Below are 25,334 nucleotides of genomic sequence, written 5' to 3'. Positions count from 1 at the left end.
TTCTACGGCCGCTTTTCTTTGCACACATGGTCCTGCGTCGCCTTTTGCCATGCCTGCGCATAGGCGGCGAGGCTCTCCGCGATCTCGCCCGCAAGCGGCTCGACCCCGGTCCTGACCGCGGATCCCTTAACCAGACACGCAGCACCGAGGCTCGTACCCGTGATATTGTGGGGATCGGCAAAGACCGGCCGGCCCGTCGCTGCGGCGAGCATGCGCAGATAGGTCCTGTTGGAAGCAAAGGGCCCTTCGACGACGATATCGCCGCGCGCGCCGATCAGGTCGAGACAGGTGGCTGTCATCAGCGCCAGATGGAACGAGACGACGACAAAGCGTTCGGCGGGGCCAAGCTCCCGTTCGTCCGTCGTCCAGATCGCTTTTGCGGCCGGAAAGGGACCGGATCCCTCGGGAATGGACGGCAGCAGCATGTGGCCGGCCCCGGCCACGGCCTCTTCCGTTTGCGGCGACACAGGGCGCGCCCCCTCCCCCAACAGAAGCTGGAAGGCGCGGCCGCCCATGAAGCGGGCGGAGGGTACGGGATCGCCAAGCGCGTTGACGTTGATCAGCGTGTCGCGGTGTTCATCGAGCATCTTCGCCTCGGCACCGACCGCAAGCATCACCACCCAGGTGCCGGTTGAGACCACCGAGAAGGGCGAGGTACGTGTCAGGAGATGCGGCAGCAGCGAGGCGTTGGAATCGTGAATGCCGCAATAGACGGGGGTCCCTGATGCAATGCCCGTTGCCGAACAAAGCTCTGGCAGTAGCGTTCCGGCGATATCGCTCGCCTTCAACACCGGTGCGAAGAGGGGCGTCCAGCCCTGGCTTTCGACAAGAGACGAGAATGTCCCTGCCCGTGGGGTCCAGAGATCCGTGTGGCAGCCGAGCGAGGTCAGCTCGTTACAGAGCGTACCTGTCAGTCGATAGGTCCAATATTGCGCATAGGTGAGGACCGAGGCGACCCTGGCGAAGTCGTCGGGAAAGGTCTTCTGCTGCCAATAGAGCTGGGCGCCGACATTGAGGCCCATCGGCAGGCGCGCGGAGCCGGTCTCGGAAAAGGGCGGCCTGACATTATCATACTCGGCGGCGAGGCTGTCGGGACCGGCGTGCTCATAGTCTAAAACCGGAAGCGCCAGGTTGCCTGATGCGTCGAGCACGACGGCGGTCGCGCCGTGGGTGGTGATCGAGATCGCCTCAAAGGCGTGTTCGGCATGGAGTGACGCGAGGCTTTCGAGCAGGAAGGCCCAGAGACGCTCGACATCGAAATGCGGATAAGGACCATCAGTCAGCACCGCATTCGCCGTCTTGCGGACGGCGATCTCCTCGAAACGGTCGAGATCAACGGCTGCGACCTTGGCATTGGTCTTGCCGATATCGATAACGCCAACAACCCGCATCTTTTCAGTCCAAATGGAAAACGGTCGTCAGCGGCACCGCCACCGGTTCGTTATCGCCATGGGTTTCCATGATATCGGCCATATAGGCCCACCATTTCTGCATGATGGGATGGGACGGCAGGTCGGCCATGCGGTGATCGTCGGTCCGCCAGAGCACACCGAAAAGCAGACTGGTCTCCTCGTCCAGATGGATGGAGTAGTCGGAGACGCCGGCCTCCTTCAGCAGGGTGGCCAGTTCCGGCCAGATGGCATCGTGCCGCGCCCTGTATTCGGCGGCCATGCCTGGGTTCAGGCGCATACGGAACGCGTATTTTTCCATCGGATCCTCAATGTGCGAGACGCTGACGGGCGCGCCGCCAGAGAATGGGGAGCGCGATCACCGAGATCAGCAGCAGGCCGATGAAGATCGACATGACGATGCCCGGCACGTTGAGCAGGCCGAAACCGAAGGTCACCATACCCATGATCAGGGCGGCCAGCACGACGCCCGGGATGGTGCCGGAGCCACCGAGAATGTTGACGCCGCCGAGTACCACCATCGTTACCACCTCCAGCTCCCAGCCGAGCGCGATCGACGGGCGCGTCGAGCCGAGGCGCGAGGTCAGGCAGATCGAGGCAAGCCCGGCCATCAACCCGGTCAGGAGGAAGAGGATGAATTTGATGCGCGCAACGCGGATGCCGGAGAAGAGCGCCGCCGTCTGATTGTTGCCGATGGCATAGACCGCGCGGCCGAAATTTGTCTTGTGCAAGACGACGCCGTAGACGACCGCGAGGGAAACGAAGAGCGTGAACTCGAAGGAGAACACCCACCAGACATAGCCTTGGCCGAACCACGAGAAGCTGTCGGGATAACCGGTGAAAGCCTGGTCGCCGAGGATGATGAAGGAAAGACCGCGGAAGAGGCTCATGGTGCCGATGGTCACCACGATCGAGGGCAACCCGAGACCGGTGATCAAGAGGCCGTTGATCGCACCGCAAAGAAGCCCGACAGAGAGACCGATCACCACCAGCGCCGGCGTGTCGAAGCCAAGTTGCACGGCATAGCCCATCGCCGTCGAGGCGAGCGCGATGATCGAGGCCACCGACAGATCGATCTCGCCGGAAATGATCACCAGCGCCATGGCGAAGGCAATCATCGCCTTTTCGGTGAAGTTGAAGGTCGCGTCCGAGAGGTTCCACGGGTCGAGGAAGTAGGGCGAGGCCAGCGAGTTGCCGAGAAAGATGAGGCAGGCGACGACAAGCAGCAGGCTTTCCCAGCTCTTCAGCAGGCGCGCGCTGCGGCCTTCCAGCCGATCGGGGATATGTCGTGGGGTAAGGTGCGTCTCGGCCATCAGACAGCCTCCGCCTTTCTCAAGATGACGCGGCCCTTGCGCCGCTCGGCGCGGGCGTTGACGGCAACAGCGACAATGATGACCATGCCCGAAATCGCCAATTGGGCGAAGGGCGAGATATTGATGACCGGCAAGGCGTTCTTGATCACGCCAAGGAACAGCGCACCGAGCACCGCGCCTGCTACCGTGCCGATGCCGCCGGCGATCGATATGCCGCCGATCACACAGGCTGCGATGATGTCGAGTTCGAAGCCGGCGGCGATGTCGACATAGGCGACGGCATAACGCGACACCCAAAGATAGCCCGAGAGCCCGGCAAGCGCGCCGGATATGCAATAGGCCGAGAAGCGGGTGCGGCCGACATCGATGCCGGTATAGACCGCCGCGTGCGGATTGCCGCCGACCGCATAAAAGGCGCGTCCGAGCGCCGTGCGGCTCATCAGCAGGAAAACGAGCGCGATCATCACCAGCGAGAGCCAGGAGAGAACCGGGAAACCAAAGAGCTCGTCGCGCGGCAATGCCTTGAAGGCGTCGCTCATCTGGTGGGCATTGATCCACTTGCCGCCGCTCAAGAGAAAGATCAGGCCGCGATAGATGGTGAGCGTGCCGAGGGTTACGACGATCGGCGGAATGTCAAGCTTCCAGACGAGCGCGCCGTTGATCATGCCGAGCAAAGTGCCGAGCGCAACTGCCGCAAGGATGATCAGCGGGATCGGCAGGCCCGGAAAGGCGGCGTTCAGCATCGCCGCCACCATGCCCGAGAGCGCGAGGTTGGCGGCCATCGAAAGATCGATGCAGCGCGTCAGGATCACCGCCATCTGGCCAAGCGCCAGAATGATCAGGATCGACGTGTCGTTGTAGACGCGCCCGAGGTTCGCGGGCGCGACGAAGGGCGGGAAACGCCAGGTGATCAGCGCCAGCAGCACGGCGATCGCGCCGACCAGCAGCAGTTCGCGATTCCTGAGGATGTTTGCCATCACGCGGCCTCCTGAATGCCGGCTGCGGCACGCACCAGCTTTTCCGCCGTCAGTTCGGCGCGCTCGAAGCGCCCGGCGATCCGCCCCTCGCGCATCACGATGACGCGGTCGGACATGCCCATGATCTCCGGGATTTCCGAGGAGACCATGATGACGCTCAGGCCCTGTGCCGCCAACTCGCTCATGAAGGCGTGCACGGCGGCCTTGGAGCCGATGTCGATGCCTTTGGTCGGCTCGTCGAGAATGATCACCTTCGGCTTCGTCGCCAGCCACTTGGCGATCACGACCTTCTGCTGGTTGCCGCCCGAAAGCGTGCCGACATCCTGATCGAGCGAGGCGGCGCGCAGGTCGAGGCGCGTGGTGTATTCGCGGGCAAGCGCGAACTCGTTGGCAAGCTTCAGGAAGCCCGAGCGCGAGGTGCGCGACAACGACGGCAGCGTGACGTTCTGAAAGATCGGCAGGCCGATGATCGCACCCTGGCGGCCGCGCTCTTCGGGCACATAGACGATGCCAGCCCGGATCGCTTCGGACGGGCTGCGGATCACCAGCACCTCGCCATCGAGCCGGACGGCACCGGCCGATGGCCGGGTGACGCCGATCAGCGACTGCATGAACTCGGAACGGCCGGCGCCGACCAGGCCGTAGAAGCCAAGGATCTCGCCTCGGCGAAGCTCGAAGTTGATGTCCTCGAACTCGGTCGGGTGGCGGTAGCCGGAGACCGTGAGCACCGGTTCGCCGATCGCCACATCCTTCTTCGGGTAAACCGAACCGACAGCGCGGCCAACCATAAGGCGCACCAGTTCGTCCTGGCTGACATCGGCGATCAGCCCTTCGTCGACCATCGTTCCGTCGCGAAACACCGTGTAGCGGTCGGCGATGCGGAAGATTTCATCGAACTTGTGGCTGATGAACAGGATCGCCTTGCCGTCTGCCTTCAGCCGTTCGACGAGGGCATAGAGTTCGTGGATTTCCTTGTGCGACAAGGCGGCCGTGGGCTCGTCCATGATCACCACCTGCGCATCGATCGACAGCGCTCGGGCGATCGCGACCAGATGTTTCTTGGCGATACCGAGATCGCGCAGGCGGATGGTCGGATCGAGATCGGCACCGGCGCGCGAAAGCAAGGCACGCGCATCGGCATTGAGCTTCTTCCAGTCGATCAGCCCGAAGCGATTGCGCGGGGCGTGGCCGAGGAAAATGTTCTCGGCGACCGAGAGCTCATCGAAGAGCACGGTTTCCTGATGGATCGCGGTGACGCCGGCGCGTGCGGCCGCCAGCGCCGTCGGGAAATGAGCCTCCTGATCACCGACGGAGATCGTGCCCTCGTCCGGTTGGTAGATGCCGGTCAGGATCTTCACCAGCGTCGATTTCCCGGCGCCGTTTTCGCCGATCAGCGCGGTCACCGACCCCGGATAGAGCGCCAGCGAAACATCGGAGAGCGCCTTCACCCCGGGAAAGGACTTCGAGATCCCTTCGAGCGCAATGGCGGGCTTCATCCGCGATGTGAGCGTATCCTGCAGCAAGAGACAGTCCACCATTCAGTCGTTTCGATTAACGCGAAGTCGTTCGGGCCTCGTATGCCCTCGTATCCGCCCGCGCGGCTTGCCTCTCACCCTAACCTTCTCCCCGCATGCGGTGAGAAGGCACGGGCATGCCGCTCTCTTCCCTCCTCGTCGGGAAGGGGGGGCAAACCGTTGCCGCTTGTCCCTTCTCCCTGCAAGCGGGGAGAAGGGACCGGCAGGCGGATGAGGGGCTTTCGCCGGATCAGAAGATCTTGGCGAATTCCTCGACATTCTTGGCATCGTAGACGAACGGGTCGGCCATCGCGCCTTCGTTGTTGTCGTCGAGCTTGACGGCACCCATGCGGCCCATCTTCAGTTCAGCACCCGGCTTGGCTTCGGCACCGTTGATCAGGTCGTAGGCGACCATCGTTGCGGAGTAGCCGAGGTCGATCGGGTTCCAGATCGCGAAAGACTTGGAGGCGCCCGACTTCACGTGGCCGGCCATTTCCGAGGGAAGGCCGAGACCGGTGACGTTGATCTGGCCGATCTTGCCGGCGTCGGTGACGGCCTGGGCGGCGGCAACGATACCGACCGAGGTCGGCGCGATGATCGCCTTCAGGTTCGGATAGGACTGAATAAGGCCCTGCGTTTCGCGATAGGACTTGTCGGCGAGGTCGTCACCATAAACGGTCGCGACGACATTGATGCCCTTGTAGTTGCCCTGGACCTTCTTCATCTCGGCGATCCAGGTGTTCTGGTTGGTCGAGGTCGCCGTTGCTGAAAGCACCGCGACATCGCCGCCCTCAGGCAGGTTGTCGGCGGCGAGCTTGATGATCATGTTGCCGATCAGCGGGCTCGACGACGGGTTCAGGTGCATCAGGCGGCCATCCTTGGCGACGCCTGAGTCCCAGGAGATGACCTTGATGCCGCGATCCATCGCCTTCTTCAGCGCCGGAACGAGGGCGTCGGTGTCGTTGGTGGAAACGGCGATGGCGTCAACCTTCTGGGCGATCAACGAGTTGATCACCTCGATCTGGCCTTCGGCGGTCGTCGTCGTCGGGCCGGTATAGATCACCTCGACGTCGCCGAGCTCCTTGGCGGCTTCCTGCGCGCCCTTGTTGGCGGCTTCGAAGAAGCCGATGCCGAGCGCCTTGACCACGAGCGCGATCTTCTTGTTTTCCGCATGCGCGGCATTGGCCATCAGCGCCAGCGAAACGGCGGCCGTGACCATCAGTGACTTCAGGATCTTCATGCTCATTTCCTCCCAATGACCGGCACGCGACAAGCGTCGCCGGCGCGATTTCCTCCATTGGCGATGCCCCGGCCCCTCCGGCCGTGAGCGTCACCTTCCCCTCTCCTCGCCCACCCCTCAGGCGGACGAGGACATGTTCTCCGCATCTGTGCCGGCTCTCGAGCTGGCAACGACCAGCCGCACACCGGCATTTTCAAGCATCGCGGCATGCCTGTCCTCGATGCCTGAATCCGTAATGACAGTGGCGATCCGCTTCAGCCCGCAAAGGATGAGGCTCGACCGCTTGTGAAACTTCGAGGAGTCCACCAGCACGACGAGTTCGTCGGCCTGGTCGATCAGTTTCTGCTCCGCCTGGATCAACAGCGGATCCGCCTCCATCAGGCCGAGCGGGCCTAAGCCCTGTGCCCCCATGAACATGCGGCGCGCATAGAAATTGCGCGTCACGTCATTGTCGAAGGGGCTGAGGATGATGTTCTGCTCGCGGTAGATCGTGCCGCCCGACAGCATCACCGTGTTCTTCGAATGCTTCAAAAGATGCTCGGCGATCGGGAAGGAATTGGTGAAAACCTGCATTCGCCGATTGCTGAGGAAATGCACCATCTGAAAGGTCGTGGTGCCGCCATTGATGATGATCGGCTCGCCATCCTCGCAGAGCGCCACCGCCTCCTTGGCGATCGCCTGTTTTTCGCGGGCGTGCAGGCCCTCGTTGACCTTGAACGGACGACCGGCAAGGCCGACGAATTGCGGCGGATTGATCGCCTCGGCGCCGCCGCGCACCCGTCGCAGCTTCTTCTGCACGTGGAGGGCTGCAATATCGCGCCGGATCGTCGCCTCGGAACTGTCGGTCAGATCGACCAGCTCCTGGACGGTGACGACGGGTTTTTCCTGAACCGCCGACTGAATGATCCGGTGTCTTTCTTTCTCGTGCATGCGTTCCTCCGATGGCGTTCATGCTTCCATCACGATCGACCATTGTCAATCACAAACAATCATATTTTTTCATTGTGCAGCGCAATATGCGCGAACTTGATCGTTTTTGATTGACTTTAACGCTCAAGTCCTGTGATCTGATGCCAACCACATCTCTGCGCGGTCGCCAAGCCGCGCGATATCAGACCGGGAGGAAATTCGAGATGCTCGACAAGCAGCAGGGTGCGCGACTTGCAAACCTTTGGGACGAGGCAAAGGCTGCCGGCATGAGCGAATCCGAGCGCCTGCTCTATCGCTCCAACCTGCTCGGCTCCGACAAGCGCATCACCAACTACGGCGGCGGTAACACCTCGGCCAAGGTGATGGAGAAGGATCCGCTTGGGGGCGGCACGGTCGAGGTGCTCTGGGTCAAGGGTTCGGGCGGCGACGTCGGAACGATCAAGCTCGACGGTTTTGCCACTCTCTATATGGACAAGCTCAACGCGCTGAAGTCGATTTATCGCGGTGTCGCGTTCGAAGACGAGATGGTCGGCTACCTGCCGCACTGCACTTTCAACCTCAATCCACGCGCCGCCTCGATCGACACGCCGCTGCATGCCTACGTGCCGAAGAAGCATGTCGACCACATGCATCCCGACGCAATCATCGCGATTGCCGCGGCCAAGAACAGCCGCGAGCTGACGGCAAAGATCTTCGGCGACGACATCGGCTGGCTGCCGTGGAAGCGCCCGGGCTACGAGCTCGGCCTGTGGCTGGAAAAGTTCTGCCTGGAAAACCCGCGCGCACGCGGTGTGGTGCTTGAAAGCCATGGCCTCTTCACCTGGGGCGACACGGCGAAAGAAGCCTACGAGACGACGGTCGAGATCATCAACAAGGCGATCGCCTGGTTCGAGGCCGAGAACACCAAGCCTGCTTTTGGCGGCGCGGCGAAGCCGGCGCTCGACGCGGCCGCCCGCGCCGACGTCGCCCGCAAGCTGATGCCGGTCATCCGCGGGCTGATCAGCGCCGACGAGAAGAAGGTCGGCCATTTCGACGACAGCCAGGCCGTGCTCGATTTCGTCACGTCGAAGGATCTGAAGCCGCTGGCCGCTCTTGGCACCAGCTGCCCCGACCATTTCCTGCGCACCAAGATCCGGCCGCTGGTGGTCGATTTCGATCCGGCCAGTCCCGATGTCGACAAGACGCTGGCAGCGCTGCCCGAAGCGATCGCCGCCTATCGCGCCGACTATGCGGCCTACTACGAGCGCTGCAAGCACGAAGACAGCCCCGCCATGCGCGACCCGAACGCGGTCGTCTATCTCGTGCCCGGCGTCGGTATGATCACCTTTGCCAAGGACAAGGCGACCGCCCGCATCTCCGGCGAGTTCTACGTCAACGCCATCAACGTCATGCGCGGCGCCTCCGGCGTTTCCACCTATGTCGGCCTGCCGGAACAGGAAGCCTTCGACATCGAATACTGGCTGCTGGAGGAAGCAAAGCTGCAGCGCATGCCGAAGCCGAAGAGCCTCGCCGGCCGCATCGCGCTCGTTACCGGCGGCGCCGGCGGTATCGGCAAGGCGACGGCCAACCGGCTGATGCAGGAAGGCGCCTGCGTCGTGCTCGCCGATATCGATGAGACCGCGCTTGCGGCGGCCGAAGGCGAACTGTCCAAGCGCTACGGCAAGGATTTCGTCCGCTCCGTCAGCATGAACGTCACCAGCGAAGCTGCGGTCGAGGGCGGTTTTGCCGACGCTCTGCTCGCCTTCGGCGGCCTCGATATCCTGGTCTCCAATGCCGGCCTCGCCTCGTCAGCCGCCATCGAAGACACGACGCTGGCGCTCTGGACCAAGAACATCGACATCCTGACGACCGGCTACTTCCTCGTCTCGCGTGAAGCCTTCCGCATCTTCCGCCAGCAGAAGGCCGGCGGCAACGTCGTCTTCGTCGCCTCCAAGAACGGTCTTGCCGCCTCCCCCGGCGCATCTGCCTATTGCACCGCCAAGGCGGCCGAAATCCACCTCGCCCGCTGCCTGGCGCTCGAAGGGGCTGGCGCGCAGATCCGCGTCAACGTCGTGAACCCCGACGCGGTGTTGCGCGGCTCGAAGATCTGGACTGGCGAGTGGAAGGAACAGCGCGCCGCCGCCTACAAGATGGATGTGGACGACCTCGAGGCGCATTATCGCGAGCGCTCGATGCTGAAGCTCAGCGTCTTCCCCGAGGATATCGCCGAGGCGATCTATTTCCTCGCCTCCGACATGTCGGCGAAATCGACCGGCAACATCATCAATGTCGACGCGGGCAACGCCCAGTCCTTCACCCGCTGATCGAGGAGAGTTTCATGACGACCACCATGATCAGCCAGGCGACCGTCGAGGCCGAGAACGAAAGCCGGCTCACTGCACTTCGCCGGGATTATGAGAGCCTCGGCGAAAGGCTCAGCCGGCGCGGCATCGCGATCGACGAGATCAAACGGAAGGTCACCGCCTACGGTGTTGCCGTCCCTTCCTGGGGTGTCGGCACCGGCGGCACGCGCTTTGCCCGCTTCCCCGGCAAGGGCGAACCGCGCAACATCTTCGACAAGCTCGAGGATTGCGCGGTCATCCAGCAGCTGACCCGGGCGACGCCGACCGTCTCGCTGCATATCCCCTGGGACAAGGTGAGCGACATTTCCGAACTAAAGGAGAAGGGCACGTCGCTCGGCCTCGGTTTCGATGCGATGAACTCCAACACCTTCTCCGACGCGCCGGGCCAGGAACATTCCTACAAGTTCGGCTCGCTGTCGCATGCCGACGCCGCCACGCGCGCCCAAGCGGTGGAGCACAATCTCGAATGCATCGAGATCGGCCGGCAGCTTGGGTCCAAGGCGCTGACGGTCTGGGTCGGCGACGGCTCCAACTTCCCCGGCCAGAGCAACTTCACCCGCGCTTTCGAGCGTTATCTCGACGCGATGAAATCGGTCTACGCGGCGCTGCCGGATGACTGGCGCGTCTACACCGAACACAAGATGTTCGAGCCGGCCTTCTATTCGACCGTCGTCCAGGACTGGGGCAGCAACTACCTGATCGCCCAGGAGCTCGGCCCCAAGGCCTTCTGCCTTGTCGACCTTGGCCACCATGCGCCGAACGTCAACATCGAGATGATCGTCGCCCGCCTCATCCAGTTCGGCAAGCTCGGCGGCTTCCACTTCAACGATTCGAAGTATGGTGACGACGATCTCGACACCGGTTCGATCGATCCCTACCGGCTGTTCCTCGTCTTCAACGAACTCGTCGATGCGGAGACCCGCAAGGCCAAGGGGTTCGAGCCGGCGCACATGCTCGACCAGAGCCACAACGTCACCGACCCGATCGAAAGCCTGATGACGAGTGCCACCGAGGTCTGCCGCGCCTATGCCCAGGCGCTGATTGTCGACCGCCAGGCGCTCGCGGGCTACCAGGACGACAACGACGCGCTGATGGCGAGCGAGACGCTGAAGGTAGCCTTCCGCACCGACGTCGAGCCTATTCTCGCAATGGCGCGGCTCGAAAGCGGCGGCGCAATCGCACCTGTCGCGGCCTATCGCAAGAGCGGTTACCGCGCGAAAGTCGCGGCTGAGCGCCCGGCCGTTGCCGGCGGCGGGGGCGGTATCGTCTGACCCTGAAACGAGCGGCGCCGGGCTGCCATTTGAGGCCCGGCGCCGCATCCCACGCTCGACGGCTCAAAAAATCGCTGCGCGATGAAATTGCCCCCTATCTGATTTCAATTCCTGATCTATCTTTCCCTTGGAGATTCAACGGAAAGGGACCCGTTCATGGGCATTGAAAGCATTCTCGTCTTCCTGATCGTCGGCGCGGTCGCCGGCTGGCTCGCCGGCCTCATTGTCAAGGGCGGCGGTTTCGGCCTCATCGGCAATATGGTCGTCGGCATCATCGGCGCCTTCATCGCCGGCTTCCTCTTTCCGGCGATCGGTATCAGCCTCGGCACCGGCATCCTTTCAGCGATCCTGCACGCGACGATCGGTGCCGTCATCCTTCTGGTGCTGATCCGCATTGTCAAACAGGCCTGACCCATCGTCGGCCGCAGTACCCTTCGCGCCCGGGATATCCCCGGCCGTTCCATCTGGACGCGCAAAGGGGGCTGTAGCACTGTGATCTGCTGGACGGGACATCGCACATAGCCAGACGGAGGCGAGCATGAACGCTCTTTACACCGACAAGATCGAAACGGCGCTCAAGTCGTTCATTGCGGATCACCCGGGAATGCAGACACGGGATCAGGCGATCATCGCGATCCTCGAAAACTGGTTCACCAATCACGGCTACCTGCCACCGCAGCAGGAAGGTCTGCGCCCGGAAGACCTTGACGCTTCCAACGACGATTGAGAGATTTGCGCGCCCGGCACGAAGGACCATAGCGCTTCTTGCGCCGCGGCGGCCGCCCCTTGCCTTTTCAATAGCGTGAACTGTTCGCCATGAGCCTGACCTCCGTCAAAGACTTCTTCTCCCAGCACGCCCCAGATATCGACGTCATCGAGCTACAACAAAGCACCGCCACGGTTGCTCTTGCGGCCGAGGGCCACGGCGTCGAGCCCGCCCAGATCGCCAAGACGCTGGCGCTTCGCGTCGGCGACGACGTGATCCTGATCGTCACGCGTGGCGACGCCCGCCTCGACAACAAGAAGTACAAGGCCCGCTTCGGCACAAAGGCCCGCATGCTTGGGTTCGACGAGGTGGAAGCCGAGACCGGCCACCCGGTCGGCGGCGTCTGCCCCTTCGGTCTCGCCAAGCCGCACAGCATCTATTGCGACCTGTCGCTCAAGGCCTACGACATCGTCGTGCCGGCCGCCGGTGCCACCAATGCGGCTGTGCACATCAGCCCGACCCGCATCGCCGAGCTGACCGGCGCCGAGTGGATCGACGTATCGGAAGCGTAGTTTGCCGTTGCGGATACGGGGCCTGCCTTGGAATGGCCACAAAGCTTAACTGAAACCGCAGGCGCGCCCCGGCAGTGATTTGCCGGGTTGGTCCTTTCCGTTCCTAGGAGTCCGTCAAGCATGAAGCTACTCGCGTACCCGCTCGTCTTCACCGCCACATTCTCCCCGGCGCTGGCGATGGATCAGTCCCTGGTACGTCAGTTCGAGAAGCTCGACCCGCAGACCCGCCTGGAGCAGCGCTGCGACACCGAAGCGATGGAGCGCATCAACGCCGACAAGTCGAGCTTCAAACCGGACAAGGTGATTGCCTATACTTTCGCCGAACCGGTCGTGAAGGAAGACAAGATGAAGGCGCCGGGCGCCGTGTTCCGCAGCAAGGGCGAATGGTACAAGCTGAAGTTCAAGTGCCGCACCGACGCCGAGCACCTGGATGTCCTGTCCTTCGAATACAAGATCGGCGAGCTTGTGCCGCACGAGAGCTGGGACGAATTCTACCTTTATCCCTGACAGGCGTCGAAGGACGCGGTGGCCTTGAGGGCAGAGAGCCCTAGAGGATGGCCACGAGAAAGAGCAGGGAGCCGAACGAGAGCGCGGCCATGATGCTCATCAGCATTTTCATCATGTGCTCTGCCATATCGTACACCCTTACCTCGGCTCCATCGGAACGAACGCGACGGCGTATCCCGTCCGGCAGCTCCGGTCCGTCGCACAAGGGGCGGCGTGAGCCTGATCCGAGAGTGCGCCAGCATGGTTAACAAAGCGTTAACTGCGCTCGACCGGCGCCGAGAGGGGGCCGACATCGCCTATCCAAGACAAGGCTCACACAAGATCGAAGCGGAATAAGGAATGTGCAGGGGGCGTTCCCTGTATGCGCGGAACACCTGCGCCGTGCGGGCAGCGCCAAGGCTGGCGATGCGGGCAACGGCAACGTCCGAAGAGACTGGAAACCGCGCGAGAAAAGCACCATGGAGAGGCGCGTGAGCCAGGTTAAGCTGAGCATTTGCATTCCAACCTACAATCGCGCAGCCTTTCTCGAGAAGTCGCTCGCCTACTTCGTCGACCTTTACCAATTCTCCTATAAGTACGAGATCATCATCTCCGACAACGCGTCTACGGACGACACGCGCGACGTGGCCGAGCGTTTCATCGCCAAGGGCCTGCCGATCCGCTACCTCAGGCAGGCGGAGAACTACGGTTCCGGCGCCAACGTCGTCAGCGCCTTCAGCCGCGCGACCGGCGAATATGTGCTCTATCTCGCCGACGACGACATCCTGATCAACGAAGGCATGCGCGAGGCGATCCGCTACCTGGATCTCAATCCGGAAGTCACCGCTTGCTACGCGCCCTGGTACACGCATGACGAAGTCGAGGAGCGCGACGATCCGCCGTTCTACATCGTCGACAAGGACACGAAGTTCAAGAAGCGCGCTTCCGAGGAAGTGTTCGACTTCCTCTGCGAGCGACACGTGTTTCCGGAAATCGGCATCTACCGGGCGTCGGCGCTACGGTCGGCCTGGGTGCCCAGGAACTTCGCCTACTGGGCCTTCGCCTATCTCGCCCATTTTCTGGAGCAGGGCGCCGTCGCCTTCCTGAGAAAGCCGTTCTACCGACAGGTCACCCGTTCGAAGATCGCCCGCGACCGACCGCAAGCCGGCCATGCCGACGTGCTCACCGCCTGGGACAGCTACCGCGGCGGCCTTGAATATTTTCTCTATTCCGGTGCCAAGCGCGGCGCCGTGCGGCTAACACCGGAGCGCCGGGCCTATCTCGATGCGCAGGTGAGGGATTTCACCATGCTGCGCATGACGGTCGCCCTGCGCATGTGGCTCGCGAAGAAGGACTACATCCGCGCCTATGAGCTTTATACTCGCCTGATGCTCGGCGGCTTCGAACACCATCCCGAACTGCAGCGATCAAAGGGCGTTCTGCCGCTCATGGTCGCCCTGCAGACGGTGATGTGGCACACGAACGCGGTCGCCGAGATCGATCGTCTGGTGCTGCACGGCGTCGAAGACCATGGTGCGATCGAAGAGCTGTTGCGTGACCTTGGCCTGCGCTCCCATATCGCCGTCGTTCCCGGTACAACGGAACTCACGCCGGACGAAATTGGCCGCACCGCCGTCTTCGTCACGGCCGACAGCGATCGCAAGCACTATCTTCGCAAGGGGCACCTGCCGAACCTAGTGGTCAGCGAAAGCGACATCCTCAACCACGTTCTGCTTTAAAATATAAAGGGCGCCGCTGGCGCCCTCGTTTGTTTCGCAGGTTATGCCGGGTAGCGCGACGGGCAAAAAGGCCGCTTGACCACGCACGCCCCACGGATACCGCATTACTTGCGCATGATGCCCTTGTAATAGGCGCCGTTGCGCGGCGGCGGGCGGTTCACGACCTTGGCCTCAGGGTTGTACTTCTCGCTCTTGTGGCCTTCGTTGATGGGCGTTGTCGATACGCCCTTGTAGTAGCTTCCGCCGGCAAATGCCGGAGCAACGCCGCCCACGGCGACCGTCGCAGTCACCAAAGCTGCCAGAGAGAGTGTCGCAAGTTTACGCATGTCTAATCCTCGTTGACCCGGCCGCGCCCCCGTTTTTTCCGGACGTCGCGGCCTAAATTGTGCGGCGACGAACTGCGCCGCTCAGGTCCTCCCGGGCGCCAGAATAGGCAGAAGCTGCGACACGCCTGTAACGCAGGTGACAGCCGAGGAGTCTCGGCTGGGTTAAGTTCCCGGGTCAGTCGAAGCCAGGTCGGCAGAGCCGACGATATTTTCCCCTCTTAATCGCGCCCTCCAAATCCACCTCTGCGGCTTGTCTCAGCGGAAGAGCTGCAGGATGTTCTGAGCGTCGGAGTTGGCGATCTGCAAAGCCTGAATGCCGAGCTGCTCCTGCGACTGCAAGGCCTTCAGCCGCGTCGATGTCTCGTTCATGTCGGCATCCACCAGGCGCCCGACCCCCTTGTCGATCGTCGCCATCAGCGTTTGAGCGAAGGTCGTTTGCATGTCGATGCGCGACAGCAGCGAACCGAGCGCCGCTGCACCGTCGATGGTCCGCTGCAGGACGACTTCGATGTAGTGGAGATAGGAATCGACCGATTGCGGGTTGGCCGCGATATCGACGTCAAGGAAGTTTCTGCGGGCGATCGGTTCGATGTTCACGTCAATGTTGGTGAAGCCGATAAAGGTTCCGGCACCGGATTTCCGATCGACGGCCGGATCGGACTTTATCAGGATGCCGCCTGAGCCGTTGTTCTGAATGATGGTGTTCGGCCGGGTGATGAGCGACTGAAGCACCGTCACCATCTCGTCGACCGTTTCGATCTTGCCGGTATCCTTGCCCAGCAGCGCGTTCACCTGATTGCGGTCGAAGGAATGGGTGCTGGGAGCTTCGCCGTTCACCGAAAAATTGAAGGATACGACGACGTCCTTGTAGACCTCGAATTGCTCGAACGTCAGCGTCATCTCCGATCCGCGCTCGCCGAAATCCGAGTTTTCAACGAGACCAGCTCCGCCGCCGCTCGACGTGCTGACGACCAGATTGGCGACCTCGACATAGGACCCGTCGAGGCCGGAGTTCTGCTGTGTCATGAAGCCGATTTGATTGATAATGGGGGCGTAAGGCTCATAGGGGTGTCTATATGTCTTGACCGTGGCGCCGGCCCCCGCCTGCTTGACCGCGTGGTCGAGCACTGCTGCATATTGCGTGTAGTCCGATATCACGCCGTTGGCAGTGGCGCCGAGCACCGTGTCGACGGTGGTGCGATCGACGGTGACCGAGGTCGTCTTTCCGGCGTGTAGCGGCAGCGAGAGACCTTGAGAGCTGCTGTCCTTGTCGACGATGACGTCAAACGTGATCTTGTCGCCCGCGTTCGAAAAACTGAGCGGCCCCGTGAAATGGAACACGAATTCGCCAGCCTGGCCCGCCCGGTTGTTGTAGTTGCTGTTGGTGGTGTAGCCGTCGACATCGACCGAGGTCACGAAGCGGATCCCGCCGACGGTCCTCAGATCCCGCGTGTCGGCCTGCAGGATGCCGCCGCCGGTGCTGTTGAACAGCGAGGAGTCCCGCAGGAAAAAGTCGGCCGTGTTCAGCGACACGCCGTTTCGGGCGTCTCTCGAAAACGAGGAGGCGACGGACGTGCGATTCAGATCGCTGTCATAGATGTCGGAGACATTGGTTCTCAGCCAGTTCTGTCCGCTGAAGCTCGCCGAATCCACGATGCTCAGGATCTGCTGCTTGAGCTGGTCGAGCTCCTTCTGGAGCTTGCCCTTGTCGACGCCGGGCTCCCTCGCCGTCACCAGCCTGGCCTTGAACTCGCTGAGAATACCGGTAACGGCATCCATCGCCGCATAGGCCGTCTCGACCTTGGCCGCTCCCAGCCCGAGCGCGTCCTGGACCGCAGACACGGCCTTGGCGTCGGAGCGCATGGTTGTCGAGATCGACCAATAGGCGGCGTTGTCGGCCGCCGTCTGAATTCTCAGGCCCGAGTTCAGTTGCCCGCGGACCTGAGCCATGTCGGAGTTAATCGTACGCAGAGTCTGGAGCGCAGAAATCGCTCCAGCGTTCGTGAGAATGCTGACCATATTAGTGACATCTTAAAATTGAAAAATGCCCTTCATGGGCCGCTGTGATTGTGGCGATACAACCAAATACGTGGTTAACACCGACTTAAGAAACCTCGCCTCGGGGCGCAAATATTGCGTCAGCCCTTCCGATGGTTGGCAATAATTGCGCCCTTGCTCCTCGCCCTGCAGGCGGGGTCAGGCACGCTCGGCCGCCAGCGGCACCGGTTGGGTTACGGGGAACAGGGCTTTCAGGGCGTCGAAGTGCTTTTCCACCAGATGCCAGGAAATCGTCGCGACGATGACCGTGATGGTGCTCATGATAAGGAACGTCATCGGCCCCGCCCTGTAGAGCGCCGGCCACTGTTCTGCGACCAGCCACCAGAGCGCCATGTGGTACACATAGGTCGCGTAACTGACGCGGCTGAGGAAGCGCGTGACGGGGTTTGCCAGGAGATAGGCCGACACGCCCTTGTATCCGATGTAGGAACTCAGAACGATCGAGGCCAGCGCGTAGATGCAAAGCAACTTATAGGTTTCCGAATGGCCGAACTTGAAACCGACGAAGAGAGGCGACGCGATGATCGCGACAGATGCGAGGTTGTTGAGCTTGCTCGTCAGAACCGCCCGCACATCGGCATTGTCCTTGACCAGCGCCAGGATCGCCCCTGCCGCCACCGGGTCAAAGGCAAGAACGATGTTTGACCAGGCGAGAAGACCGAGCTCGTCGCTATAGGTTCGGGCGATCACCGACATCGTGAAGATGAGGACATAGGCCACGAATATGTGCCGCCGGCTCAGGAAGATGATGATCAGCGGAGCGGTAAGGTAGAACTGCTCGACGATGTTGAGGCTCCAGAGATGCGCGGCAACCCAGGGCTCCCAGTCCTGAGTGATGGCGAAATACAGGCTCGACATCTGAAACGTGTGCCACGCCAGGCTGTTGCGTATGCCATCCATGTTGAACAGTGCCGCCACGAACAGCATCAGGAACAGCGCCGGAAGCAGGCGTAGCGAGCGGCGAATGTAGAAATTGGTGACGTTGATCGTTGCCTGGGTGTCTTTTGCCGACAGCAGGATCACCCCGATCAAGAAGCCGCTGATGATGAAGAAGAGTGAAACTCGAACAGATTCAAGTGTGGGATGCTCGTTCCAGTAATGAACGTACAATACCCCCGTCATGGCGATCACGCGAAGCCCGTCAATTTGCTCCCGCCTGTCGCCGCGCGCTCCCGTCGCAGCCATTCCTTTGTCCCCGCAGGATCTATTACTTAAATTATTTCTACTTAAGAATATCCTTGGAGATTACGCCGCTTCCGCGCACTTGTGAAGAGAGCGATGTTCTTGACCGATCGGCGACGATACCTCGCGCGCCTGCCCGAAAACAGGAAGGCCACGGGCGCGGCGTGCCCGTGGCCTTCCCAACGTTTAGAAGCAAACCTTAGGCTTCCTTGAAGACCTCGTCGCGGTTTCGCCGCATCGACGGCGAGATGGCGATCACAAGCGCCATGACGGCGATCGCCAGCAGAATTGCCGACAGCGGCGATTGCAGGAAGGTCAGCGGGCTGCCGCCGGAGATGATCAGCGACTGGCGCAGCTTCTCCTCGAGCAAGCGGCCTAGCACGAAGCCGAGCGCCAGCGGCGCAGGCTCGAATTCGAGCTTGTAGAGGGCGTAGCCGATGATCCCGAACAGGGCGGCCATCATTACCTGGGCCGCATCGTTGGCGATCGAGTAGAGGCCGATGCAGCAGAAGCAGACGATGGCCGGAAACAGGAGGCGATAGGGCACGCGCAGCAGCTTCACCCACAGACCGATCAGCGGCAGGTTGATGATGACCAGCATGAGGTTGCCGATCCACATCGAGGCGATGAGCCCCCAGAACAGTTCCGGATTGCGCTCGATCACCTGTGGCCCGGGCACGATGCCCTGGATCATCATCGCGCCCACCATCAGCGCCATCACCGCATTCGGCGGCAGGCCGAGGGTGAGAAGCGGGATGAACGAGGTCTGCGCGCCGGCATTGTTGGCGCTTTCCGGGCCGGCGACGGCCGCCGGTGCGCCATGGCCGAAGTCCTGCGGCCGCTTCGACATACGCTTTTCCACCGCATAGCTGGCAAAGGGGCCGAGGATCGCGCCGTTGCCCGGCAGAACGCCAAGGACAGAGCCGAGGAAGGTGCCGCGCAGGATCGGCGGGAAGTTATCCTTCAGCTCCTTCAGCGTCGGCCACAGGCGGCCGATGCGGCTGCGCACGACATCGCGGGATTCCGGATCGGCAAGGTTCTTGAAGATCTCGCCGAAGCCGAAGATGCCCATGGCCAGCACGACGAATTCGATGCCGTCCTGGAGCATTTCAAGGCCGAAGGTCATGCGCTCGCGACCCGTTTCCATATCGGCGCCGACACAGGAGAGCAGCACGCCGATGAGGATCATCGAAACCGCCTTCAGAAGCGAGCCGTGCGCCAGCACGACGGCAAAAACGAGGCCCATGATCATCAGCGAAAAATACTCGGTCGGGCCGAAGAGAAGGCCCATGCGCGTCATCGGAACGCCGAGAGCGGCAATCACGATGGTGGCAACCGTGCCGGCAAAGAACGAACCGATCGCCGCCAGGCCGAGCGCAAGCCCCGCCTGGCCCTTCTGGGCCATCTTGTGGCCGTCGATGGCGGTGACGACCGCGGTTGCCTCACCGGGAATGTTGACGAGGATCGCCGTGGTCGAGCCGCCGTACTGGGCGCCGTAATAGATGCCGGCGAGCATGATCAACGAGCCGGTCGGATCGAGCGAGAGGGTGACCGGCAGCAGGATCGCGATGGTGGCAACCGGGCCGACGCCCGGCAACACGCCCACCAGCGTGCCGATGAGACAGCCGATGAAGCAGAGCGCGATGTTCTGCAGGGTGAACGCCACGGTCATGCCGAGGCCGAGATTGATAAAGACGTCCAGCATCTCAGTATCCTAGAAGCCAGGGCGCAACGGGAACCGAAAGCCCGAGCGCATAGCGAAAGAGGCCGATGCAGAAGGCTGTTAGCACGGCGGCAAAGACAAGAAGTTCGCCAAGGCGGGCATCGCGCGCGGCCAGGCCGGAAGCGACGACCGCCAGCGGACAGGCGATCGAGAGGCCGAGACCGGGAATGGTAACCGGACCGAGATGATAGCCACGCACCGTAACGGCAAAGAGAACGACGCCGAGGATGACGGGGATCGTCTCGCGGATCGCCCAGCGGCCGGTCGAAGGCCCCGGATCCTTTCGGCTCAGCACCAGTTGCAGGAGCCCGAGCCCCAGGATGACGAGGGAAAGCAGCCGCGGCATCAGCCCCGAGCCGACGCCTTCCGAGGTCATGAAGGGCAGATCGGAGCCGGCCCACAGGCCAAGCCCGCCGAGGCCGACCAGCACGATGCCGGCAAGCCTCTCCCGGCCGAGCCCTCCCGCAGAGGGCTCGGTTTCAGTGTTCGTGGACGTGGCTTCCATCTTACTCGACCTTGATGTCGGCCGCTTTCACCACGTCGCCCCAGCGCGCGCGCTCCTTGGCCATGAAATCGGCAAAGGCCTGGGGGCCCATGGAGGACGGCACGGCGCCGTCGTTCTTCAGCTTGTCGAGCACGTCGGCATCGCTGAGCGTCTCGGTCGTCGCCGCCTCGAGCTTCGACTTTACGTCCGCCGGCATGCCTTTCGGACCGACGAGGCCATACCAGGCCGAGGCCGTGTAGCCCGGAACGCCGGCTTCAATGGCGGTCGGCACATCCGGCAGGCTCGCAAAGCGCTTGTCGCCGGTGACGGCAAGCGCCTTCAGCGTGCCGCTCTCGATCAGCCCGATCGCCGAGGGAATGGTGGTGACCATGAAGTCAATGTGGCCGCCGACGAGATCGTTCACCGCCGGGCCTGCGCCCTTGTAAGGAACGTGCCTGACCTTGATGCCGGCGGTCTGGCCGAGCAGCAGCGCGCCGAGATGGCTGGCCGAGGCGTTGCCGGCCGAACCATAGACCAGCTCGCCGGACTTGGCCGCCTCGACCAGTTCGCCGAGCGTGTTGACCTTGAGCGATGGTCCGACAACGACGACGAGGGACGCATCCGCGATCATCGCGATCGGATCGAGGTCCGTGCCCGGATCGGCCTTCAGCTTGAAGATATGCGGGTTGACGACCATCGGGCCCTGATTGCCGATCAGCAGGGTGTAGCCGTCGGGATCAGCCGCAGCGGCGACTTCGGTTCCAAGGTTGGCGGCGGCACCCGGCCGGTTTTCGACGATGACGCGACCGCCGAGCGCCTTTTCAAGCCGCGCGGCAAAGACGCGGGCGATGGCATCTGTGCCGCCGCCGGCGGCATAGGAAACCACCAGCGTGATCGGCTTGGACGGATACGCATCCTGCGCCATCATAGGGGCTGCGACCGACATGGTCATGGCGGCCCCGCACAGGGCCAGGGCGACGCGACGGGTAAATTTCATGGGCATTTTGTTCTCCTCCCAGTTCGTTAATGCATTCGCGACACGTTGCTCTGCAAGACCCTAAGCGTCTTTGCGAACAAGAGCCGCACCTTCAAACAGCCGACGCGTGGTGCGCATCACAGACACAGTCGGGCTATTGTCTCCTATTGCCTTCTCGACCCTCACCCGCAGTTCACCGGTCGGGTGCTCGAAGGCGAGCGTCGCCGGCAGCGAAAGCTCCGGAAAACGCCGACCCACGAGGCCGGTCGGGATCGTTGCCGCCAAACCGAGGCTCACGGCACCGGTCGTTGCAAGCGCGGTGTGGCAATTGGCGGGCGTGAAATAGCGCACGGCCAGATCGCCGCCGCTCGCGGGCGCCCCGATCAGCACCGGCTTCGGCAGAACCGACTGGCTGACATCCCCCATCCCCATCAGCCTTCCGGCCTCCCGCCGGATTTCCTCGAGCCGGGCCATGAAAGCCGCATCGGCGTCGAAAGCTGCAGCGGGCTCCGAGCCGCTGTAGCCCATATCCTCGGCGGTGATGATCACCACCGGCGTTGCGCCGTCCAGCAGCGTTACTTCAAGACCGAGAATGACATCGGTCGCCTTGCCGCTCGGCAGCAGTCGGCCGGTCTTGGCGCCGATCGCATCGCGAAAGGCCAGATAGACAGGGGCGGCCTTGCCCGGCACGCCGTCGATGGCGGCCTCTCCCTGATAGGCGATCGCGCCGCCGGGGGTCTGAATGCGGGCGTCGATGATCTTGCCGGTGTTGACGTTGTGAACCTTGATGACCGTTTCGTCGCCGGTCGGCAGAACCAGGCCGGCCTCGATGGCGAACGGGCCGACGGCCGAGAGCATGTTGCCGCAGTTCGGCGCCGTATCGACGCTGCGCTCCAGCACCTTCACCTGGGCGAAGAGATAATCGACATCAGCTTCCGGACGGCTCGACGGACCGACGATCGCGACCTTGCTCGTCAGCGAGTTGCCACCGCCGAGACCGTCGATCTGCAGCGGGTGGCCGGAGCCCATGATTTCGATCAGCAGGCGGTCGCGCTCGACGGGATCAGCCGGAAGATCGCGAGACAGAAAAAACGGTCCCTTCGACGTTCCGCCGCGCATCATCACGCAGGGTATCCTGATCAAGTCATCCATTCCGCATGCTCCTTCGAACCGGCCGCAACCGGCTGATCGGAGGGATCTCACGGATCAAATCTGTTGTGAAATGCAAAGAATGGCGTAATTATTCCGATATGCGCAATAATTTCGAATTCCTCGACCTCAAGGCTTTTCTCGCCGTACTCGACCTCGGCTCGTTCAACGAAGCTGCCCGCCAGCTCAATCTTTCACAACCTGCGCTTTCACGGCGGATCAAGGGCTTTGAAGCCTCCGTCGGCGCGCAGTTGATCGAACGCACGACCCGGCACGTGGCGCCGACGCAGGTCGGGCGGGAGCTTCTGCCACTGGTCAGGCGTCTGGTCGACGAATTCGAGGAATCGATCCTCTCGATCAGCGACCTCGGTGGGCGACACCGCGCCCAGGTCACCATCGCCTCGGTCCCGACCGCGGCCTTCTATTTTCTTCCCAGGGTTGTGCAATCCTTCAACGAGAAATTCCCGGGTATCCGCTTCCGAATCCTCGATCTCTCGGCCAATGAGGGGCTTGATGCGGTCGCCAACGGCGAGGTCGAATTCGGCATCAACATCACTGGGGCGGCGCGCCCTGATCTCAGCTTCACGCCGCTCGTCGACGACCCGTTCGTGCTCGCCTGCCGCCGCGATCATCCGCTGGCGACCTCGAAGCAACTGACCTGGGCGGATCTGACCGGCCACCCGCTGATCGGGGTCAGCAAGACCAGCGGCAACCGTGCCGTGCTCGACCGGGCGCTTACAACGGCCCAGGTGCAGCTCAACTGGTTCTACGAGGTCAACCACCTGTCGACCTCGCTCGGCCTCGTCGAGGCGGGCCTCGGCATCTCCGTGATGCCGCGGCTGGCCACACCCCAGGTCGAACACCCAGTGATCGCCACCGTGCCGCTGACCGCCCCCACCGTCAGCCGCACCATCGGCCTCGTCGAACGCCGCGGCGGCAGACTATCACCGGCCGCCATCCGCTTTCGCGAGATGCTGGTGCAGGAGTGGACGACGTATTGAGGGAGCGCAGCCGCATAGTGGACGCAAGGAAACGACACGCCAGCGCTTGAAGGAACCAAGATCTTCGAGAAGAAAGATGGTGCCCGGAGGCGGATTTGAACCACCGACACGCGGATTTTCAATCCGCTGCTCTACCAACTGAGCTATCCGGGCATCCTGCCGTTTCGGGCATCGGCTCCTTTCGGAACCATCGGGGCGCTTGTGTTTGCCCTGGGAACGAGCGGGGTTATAGCATCTTGTTCGGCGGTGTCCAGCGCCAAATGAAAGTTTTTTGACCGAAATCCTGTGGACAATCGAAACGCCGAAAAAGCGAGGAGTTTCAGAGAGATCGCATTCTCTCCCTGGTCCATTTTTCGTGGAAAGTGGCCGTTGGAAGCCGAAAAAGATGATTGCACGCACCCGGTGACGCGCGAGGATCTTCGAGGCGTCGTTCGCGGCAAAGAGGATGTGGGGAAGGAAAAGCCGGACCGGCGGGTCCGGCCGCAGCGGTACGCCTAGCGGTCGTCGCCGTCGTCGGCCTTCGCCTCGTCGTCGGCGACCGGAATAGCGTAGGAGCCGGAGAGCCAGCGATTGAGGTCGACGTTGCGGCAGCGGTCGGAGCAGAAGGGATAGTGTTCCCGATGCGACGGCCGGCCACATTCCGGACACGGGCGCGGTGCGCGCAGGGGCGCAACGTTCGAAGCGCTTTTCTTCGTTTCGTCGGTCACTCGTTCAGCCTTCCAGCCAACGATTGTGCACGTCATAGCCTTCGCCGACAAGCAGGCTGACGGTTTCGTAAAGCGGCAGGCCAACGACGTTGCTGTAGGAGCCGACGAGCTTGACCACGAAGCTGCCGGCGATGCCCTGGATGCCGTAGCCGCCCGCCTTGCCGCGCCATTGGCCCGAGGCGAGATAGCTTTCGATATCGAAACCGGACAGGCGCTTGAAGCGCACCTTGGTGTCGACGACCTTCTGGCGCACGGTCTTGTCCGGGGTGATCAGGCAGACGCCGGTGTAGACGCGATGACTGCGGCCGGAAAGAAGATGCAGCGCGCTCGAGGCTTCGCTGACGAGTTCCGGTTTCGGCAGGATGCGGCGGCCAACGCAAACGACCGTATCGGCTGCCAGAATGTAGCTTCCGTCCCAGCCGGCCTCGCCCTTGACTGCAGCAAGCGCCGCTCGCGCCTTTTCTGCCGACAGGCGCCTTGCGAGCGAACGCGGATGTTCGGCACGCTTCGGCGTCTCATCGAGATCCATCGGCATCAGGCGCGCGGGCTCGATGCCGGCTTGCGCCAGAAGCTCGACGCGACGCGGCGAACCGGACGCAAGTATCAGTTTCTTGGCCACTGTCATCGGAACGAGCCGTCACTCCAGAGCAATTCCAGCAAAATGCGATAGGCGGTTTACGTCTGGAATTGCAATCCAACCAAAGGTTAGAGCGTTTTCGCGATTCGAAGAAGAAGCGGAAATGCTCCAGGAATTGCTAAGAGCCGGAGCGGCTTACTTGAAGCGGTAGGTGATACGGCCCTTGGTAAGGTCGTACGGGGTCATTTCAACGAGAACCTTGTCGCCGGCAAGCACGCGAATGCGGTTCTTGCGCATACGACCAGCAGTGTGAGCGATGATCTCATGCTCGTTTTCGAGCTTCACGCGGAAGGTCGCATTCGGAAGCAATTCGGTGACCACGCCCGGAAATTCAAGGACTTCTTCTTTCGCCATGTAGGACTGTTCTTTCTATCTTTGTTTAGGGAACCGTCAGGTATCCCGAAAAATTCGCCGGAAACTACACAATCGACGAGGATTTGTGAACCATCTAAGACCGGCTTTTGCGCTTTTGTGACGGGCTACTGTGCCGCGCGTCGGATCAGAAGCGCGAAGCCGCTATAGCACTTCGTACCGCTCCATGTCTCTAGTCTTAAATCGATCGAGATTTACGCCGGCATGGAAGCGACGGAGA

At 62.2% G+C, this 25,334-nt stretch carries 25 protein-coding genes and 1 tRNA gene; 8 read left to right on the top strand and 18 right to left on the bottom strand.

All coding sequences use genetic code 11. The features are described from left to right. Positions 1–2 precede the first annotated feature (2 nt). The 7 genes from ASD01_RS14135 to ASD01_RS14105 all read right to left on the bottom strand — a co-directional run bounded on the left by ASD01_RS14135 (position 3) and on the right by ASD01_RS14105 (position 7,383). Positions 3–1,391, bottom strand: a complete 1,389-nt coding sequence (locus ASD01_RS14135) for an FGGY-family carbohydrate kinase (protein ID WP_034796958.1) — start codon at positions 1,389–1,391, stop codon at positions 3–5. Positions 1,392–1,395: 4 nt separating this feature from the next. Then, positions 1,396–1,710 carry an L-rhamnose mutarotase gene (gene rhaM / locus ASD01_RS14130; RefSeq protein WP_034796960.1) on the bottom strand — a complete coding sequence of 105 codons (315 nt, stop codon included), beginning with the start codon at positions 1,708–1,710 and terminating at the stop codon, positions 1,396–1,398. 7 nt (positions 1,711–1,717) lie between these two features. Further along, positions 1,718–2,722 (bottom strand): ABC transporter permease, encoded by a 1,005-nt coding sequence (locus tag ASD01_RS14125; protein WP_034796962.1) that lies wholly within the window; start codon positions 2,720–2,722, stop codon positions 1,718–1,720. Beyond that, positions 2,722–3,702: an ABC transporter permease gene (locus tag ASD01_RS14120; protein ID WP_034796963.1), complete on the bottom strand. Its 981-nt coding sequence runs from the start codon at positions 3,700–3,702 to the stop codon at positions 2,722–2,724. Before ASD01_RS14120 ends, ASD01_RS14125 begins: the two co-directional genes overlap by 1 nt. Next, positions 3,699–5,195 carry a sugar ABC transporter ATP-binding protein gene (locus ASD01_RS14115; protein ID WP_034797583.1) on the bottom strand — a complete coding sequence of 499 codons (1,497 nt, stop codon included), beginning with the start codon at positions 5,193–5,195 and terminating at the stop codon, positions 3,699–3,701. The genes ASD01_RS14120 and ASD01_RS14115 overlap by 4 nt, the downstream gene beginning before the upstream one ends. Before the next feature lie 268 nt (positions 5,196–5,463). Next, a complete protein-coding gene (rhaS, locus tag ASD01_RS14110; RefSeq protein ID WP_034796964.1) occupies positions 5,464–6,453 on the bottom strand; it encodes a rhamnose ABC transporter substrate-binding protein in 990 nt (329 codons plus the stop codon). Between the two features lie 117 nt (positions 6,454–6,570). Continuing rightward, positions 6,571–7,383 (bottom strand): DeoR/GlpR family DNA-binding transcription regulator, encoded by an 813-nt coding sequence (locus ASD01_RS14105; RefSeq protein WP_034796966.1) that lies wholly within the window; start codon positions 7,381–7,383, stop codon positions 6,571–6,573. A 203-nt stretch (positions 7,384–7,586) separates the two neighbouring features. Between ASD01_RS14105 and ASD01_RS14100 the strand changes: the two genes are divergently transcribed. The 7 genes from ASD01_RS14100 (at position 7,587) to ASD01_RS14070 (ending at position 14,499) form a co-directional block, all read left to right on the top strand. Continuing rightward, positions 7,587–9,686: a bifunctional rhamnulose-1-phosphate aldolase/short-chain dehydrogenase gene (locus ASD01_RS14100; RefSeq protein ID WP_034796967.1), complete on the top strand. Its 2,100-nt coding sequence runs from the start codon at positions 7,587–7,589 to the stop codon at positions 9,684–9,686. A gap of 14 nt (positions 9,687–9,700) precedes the next feature. Next, complete coding sequence (rhaI, locus tag ASD01_RS14095; protein WP_034796968.1) at positions 9,701–10,996, top strand: L-rhamnose catabolism isomerase; 1,296 nt, start codon at positions 9,701–9,703, stop codon at positions 10,994–10,996. A 156-nt stretch (positions 10,997–11,152) separates the two neighbouring features. Then, positions 11,153–11,407 (top strand): GlsB/YeaQ/YmgE family stress response membrane protein, encoded by a 255-nt coding sequence (locus ASD01_RS14090; protein ID WP_034796969.1) that lies wholly within the window; start codon positions 11,153–11,155, stop codon positions 11,405–11,407. 127 nt (positions 11,408–11,534) lie between these two features. Beyond that, positions 11,535–11,723, top strand: a complete 189-nt coding sequence (locus ASD01_RS14085) for a hypothetical protein (protein WP_034796970.1) — start codon at positions 11,535–11,537, stop codon at positions 11,721–11,723. Positions 11,724–11,812: 89 nt separating this feature from the next. Further along, complete coding sequence (locus ASD01_RS14080; RefSeq protein ID WP_034796972.1) at positions 11,813–12,274, top strand: YbaK/EbsC family protein; 462 nt, start codon at positions 11,813–11,815, stop codon at positions 12,272–12,274. Positions 12,275–12,394: 120 nt separating this feature from the next. Then, positions 12,395–12,781 carry a DUF930 domain-containing protein gene (locus ASD01_RS14075; RefSeq protein ID WP_034796975.1) on the top strand — a complete coding sequence of 129 codons (387 nt, stop codon included), beginning with the start codon at positions 12,395–12,397 and terminating at the stop codon, positions 12,779–12,781. 470 nt (positions 12,782–13,251) lie between these two features. Further along, a complete protein-coding gene (locus ASD01_RS14070; protein WP_034797586.1) occupies positions 13,252–14,499 on the top strand; it encodes a glycosyltransferase family 2 protein in 1,248 nt (415 codons plus the stop codon). Positions 14,500–14,603: 104 nt separating this feature from the next. On the opposite strand, the gene ASD01_RS14065 is transcribed toward ASD01_RS14070, so the two are convergent. The 7 genes from ASD01_RS14065 to ASD01_RS14035 all read right to left on the bottom strand — a co-directional run bounded on the left by ASD01_RS14065 (position 14,604) and on the right by ASD01_RS14035 (position 22,400). After that, on the bottom strand, positions 14,604–14,825 hold the full coding sequence (locus ASD01_RS14065) for a hypothetical protein (RefSeq protein ID WP_034796981.1): 222 nt from the start codon (positions 14,823–14,825) through the stop codon (positions 14,604–14,606). Positions 14,826–15,080: 255 nt separating this feature from the next. After that, positions 15,081–16,844 (bottom strand): flagellin N-terminal helical domain-containing protein, encoded by a 1,764-nt coding sequence (locus ASD01_RS37590; protein ID WP_034796991.1) that lies wholly within the window; start codon positions 16,842–16,844, stop codon positions 15,081–15,083. A gap of 177 nt (positions 16,845–17,021) precedes the next feature. Continuing rightward, complete coding sequence (locus ASD01_RS14055) at positions 17,022–18,068, bottom strand: acyltransferase family protein (RefSeq protein WP_034796993.1); 1,047 nt, start codon at positions 18,066–18,068, stop codon at positions 17,022–17,024. 196 nt (positions 18,069–18,264) lie between these two features. Next, positions 18,265–19,770, bottom strand: coding sequence for a tripartite tricarboxylate transporter permease (locus tag ASD01_RS14050; RefSeq protein ID WP_034796995.1), 1,506 nt, complete (start codon positions 19,768–19,770; stop codon positions 18,265–18,267). 1 nt (position 19,771) lies between these two features. Further along, the gene (locus tag ASD01_RS14045; RefSeq protein WP_082566601.1) at positions 19,772–20,293 is read right to left on the bottom strand and encodes a tripartite tricarboxylate transporter TctB family protein; all 522 of its coding nucleotides are present in this window, start codon (positions 20,291–20,293) and stop codon (positions 19,772–19,774) included. A 1-nt stretch (position 20,294) separates the two neighbouring features. Then, positions 20,295–21,275, bottom strand: coding sequence for a Bug family tripartite tricarboxylate transporter substrate binding protein (locus ASD01_RS14040; RefSeq protein WP_234798726.1), 981 nt, complete (start codon positions 21,273–21,275; stop codon positions 20,295–20,297). A 54-nt stretch (positions 21,276–21,329) separates the two neighbouring features. Next, positions 21,330–22,400, bottom strand: a complete 1,071-nt coding sequence (locus tag ASD01_RS14035) for a 4-oxalomesaconate tautomerase (protein ID WP_034796997.1) — start codon at positions 22,398–22,400, stop codon at positions 21,330–21,332. Positions 22,401–22,498: 98 nt separating this feature from the next. Here ASD01_RS14035 and ASD01_RS14030 point away from each other — a divergent pair, with 98 nt between their 5' ends. Further along, the gene (locus tag ASD01_RS14030) at positions 22,499–23,398 is read left to right on the top strand and encodes a LysR family transcriptional regulator (protein WP_034796999.1); all 900 of its coding nucleotides are present in this window, start codon (positions 22,499–22,501) and stop codon (positions 23,396–23,398) included. Positions 23,399–23,475: 77 nt separating this feature from the next. Here ASD01_RS14030 and ASD01_RS14025 read toward each other — a convergent pair. From ASD01_RS14025 to infA, 4 genes are all read right to left on the bottom strand, one after another. After that, positions 23,476–23,551: transfer RNA gene (locus tag ASD01_RS14025), tRNA-Phe, on the bottom strand. A 341-nt stretch (positions 23,552–23,892) separates the two neighbouring features. Continuing rightward, entirely contained in the window at positions 23,893–24,141 is a 249-nt protein-coding gene (gene yacG / locus ASD01_RS14020) for a DNA gyrase inhibitor YacG (RefSeq protein WP_051659366.1), read from the bottom strand. Beyond that, positions 24,110–24,730 (bottom strand): Maf-like protein, encoded by a 621-nt coding sequence (locus ASD01_RS14015; protein WP_034797002.1) that lies wholly within the window; start codon positions 24,728–24,730, stop codon positions 24,110–24,112. The genes yacG and ASD01_RS14015 overlap by 32 nt, the downstream gene beginning before the upstream one ends. A gap of 147 nt (positions 24,731–24,877) precedes the next feature. After that, positions 24,878–25,096 carry a translation initiation factor IF-1 gene (infA, locus tag ASD01_RS14010; RefSeq protein WP_004435948.1) on the bottom strand — a complete coding sequence of 73 codons (219 nt, stop codon included), beginning with the start codon at positions 25,094–25,096 and terminating at the stop codon, positions 24,878–24,880. Positions 25,097–25,334 lie beyond the last annotated feature (238 nt).

The sequence above is a fragment of the Ensifer sp. Root423 genome, assembly GCF_001426275.1.
Taxonomy (GTDB): Bacteria; Pseudomonadota; Alphaproteobacteria; order Rhizobiales; family Rhizobiaceae; genus Ensifer; species Ensifer adhaerens.
The sequence above is the reverse complement of the archived record's forward strand: the minus strand, read 5'-3'. Positions and strand labels throughout refer to the sequence as shown.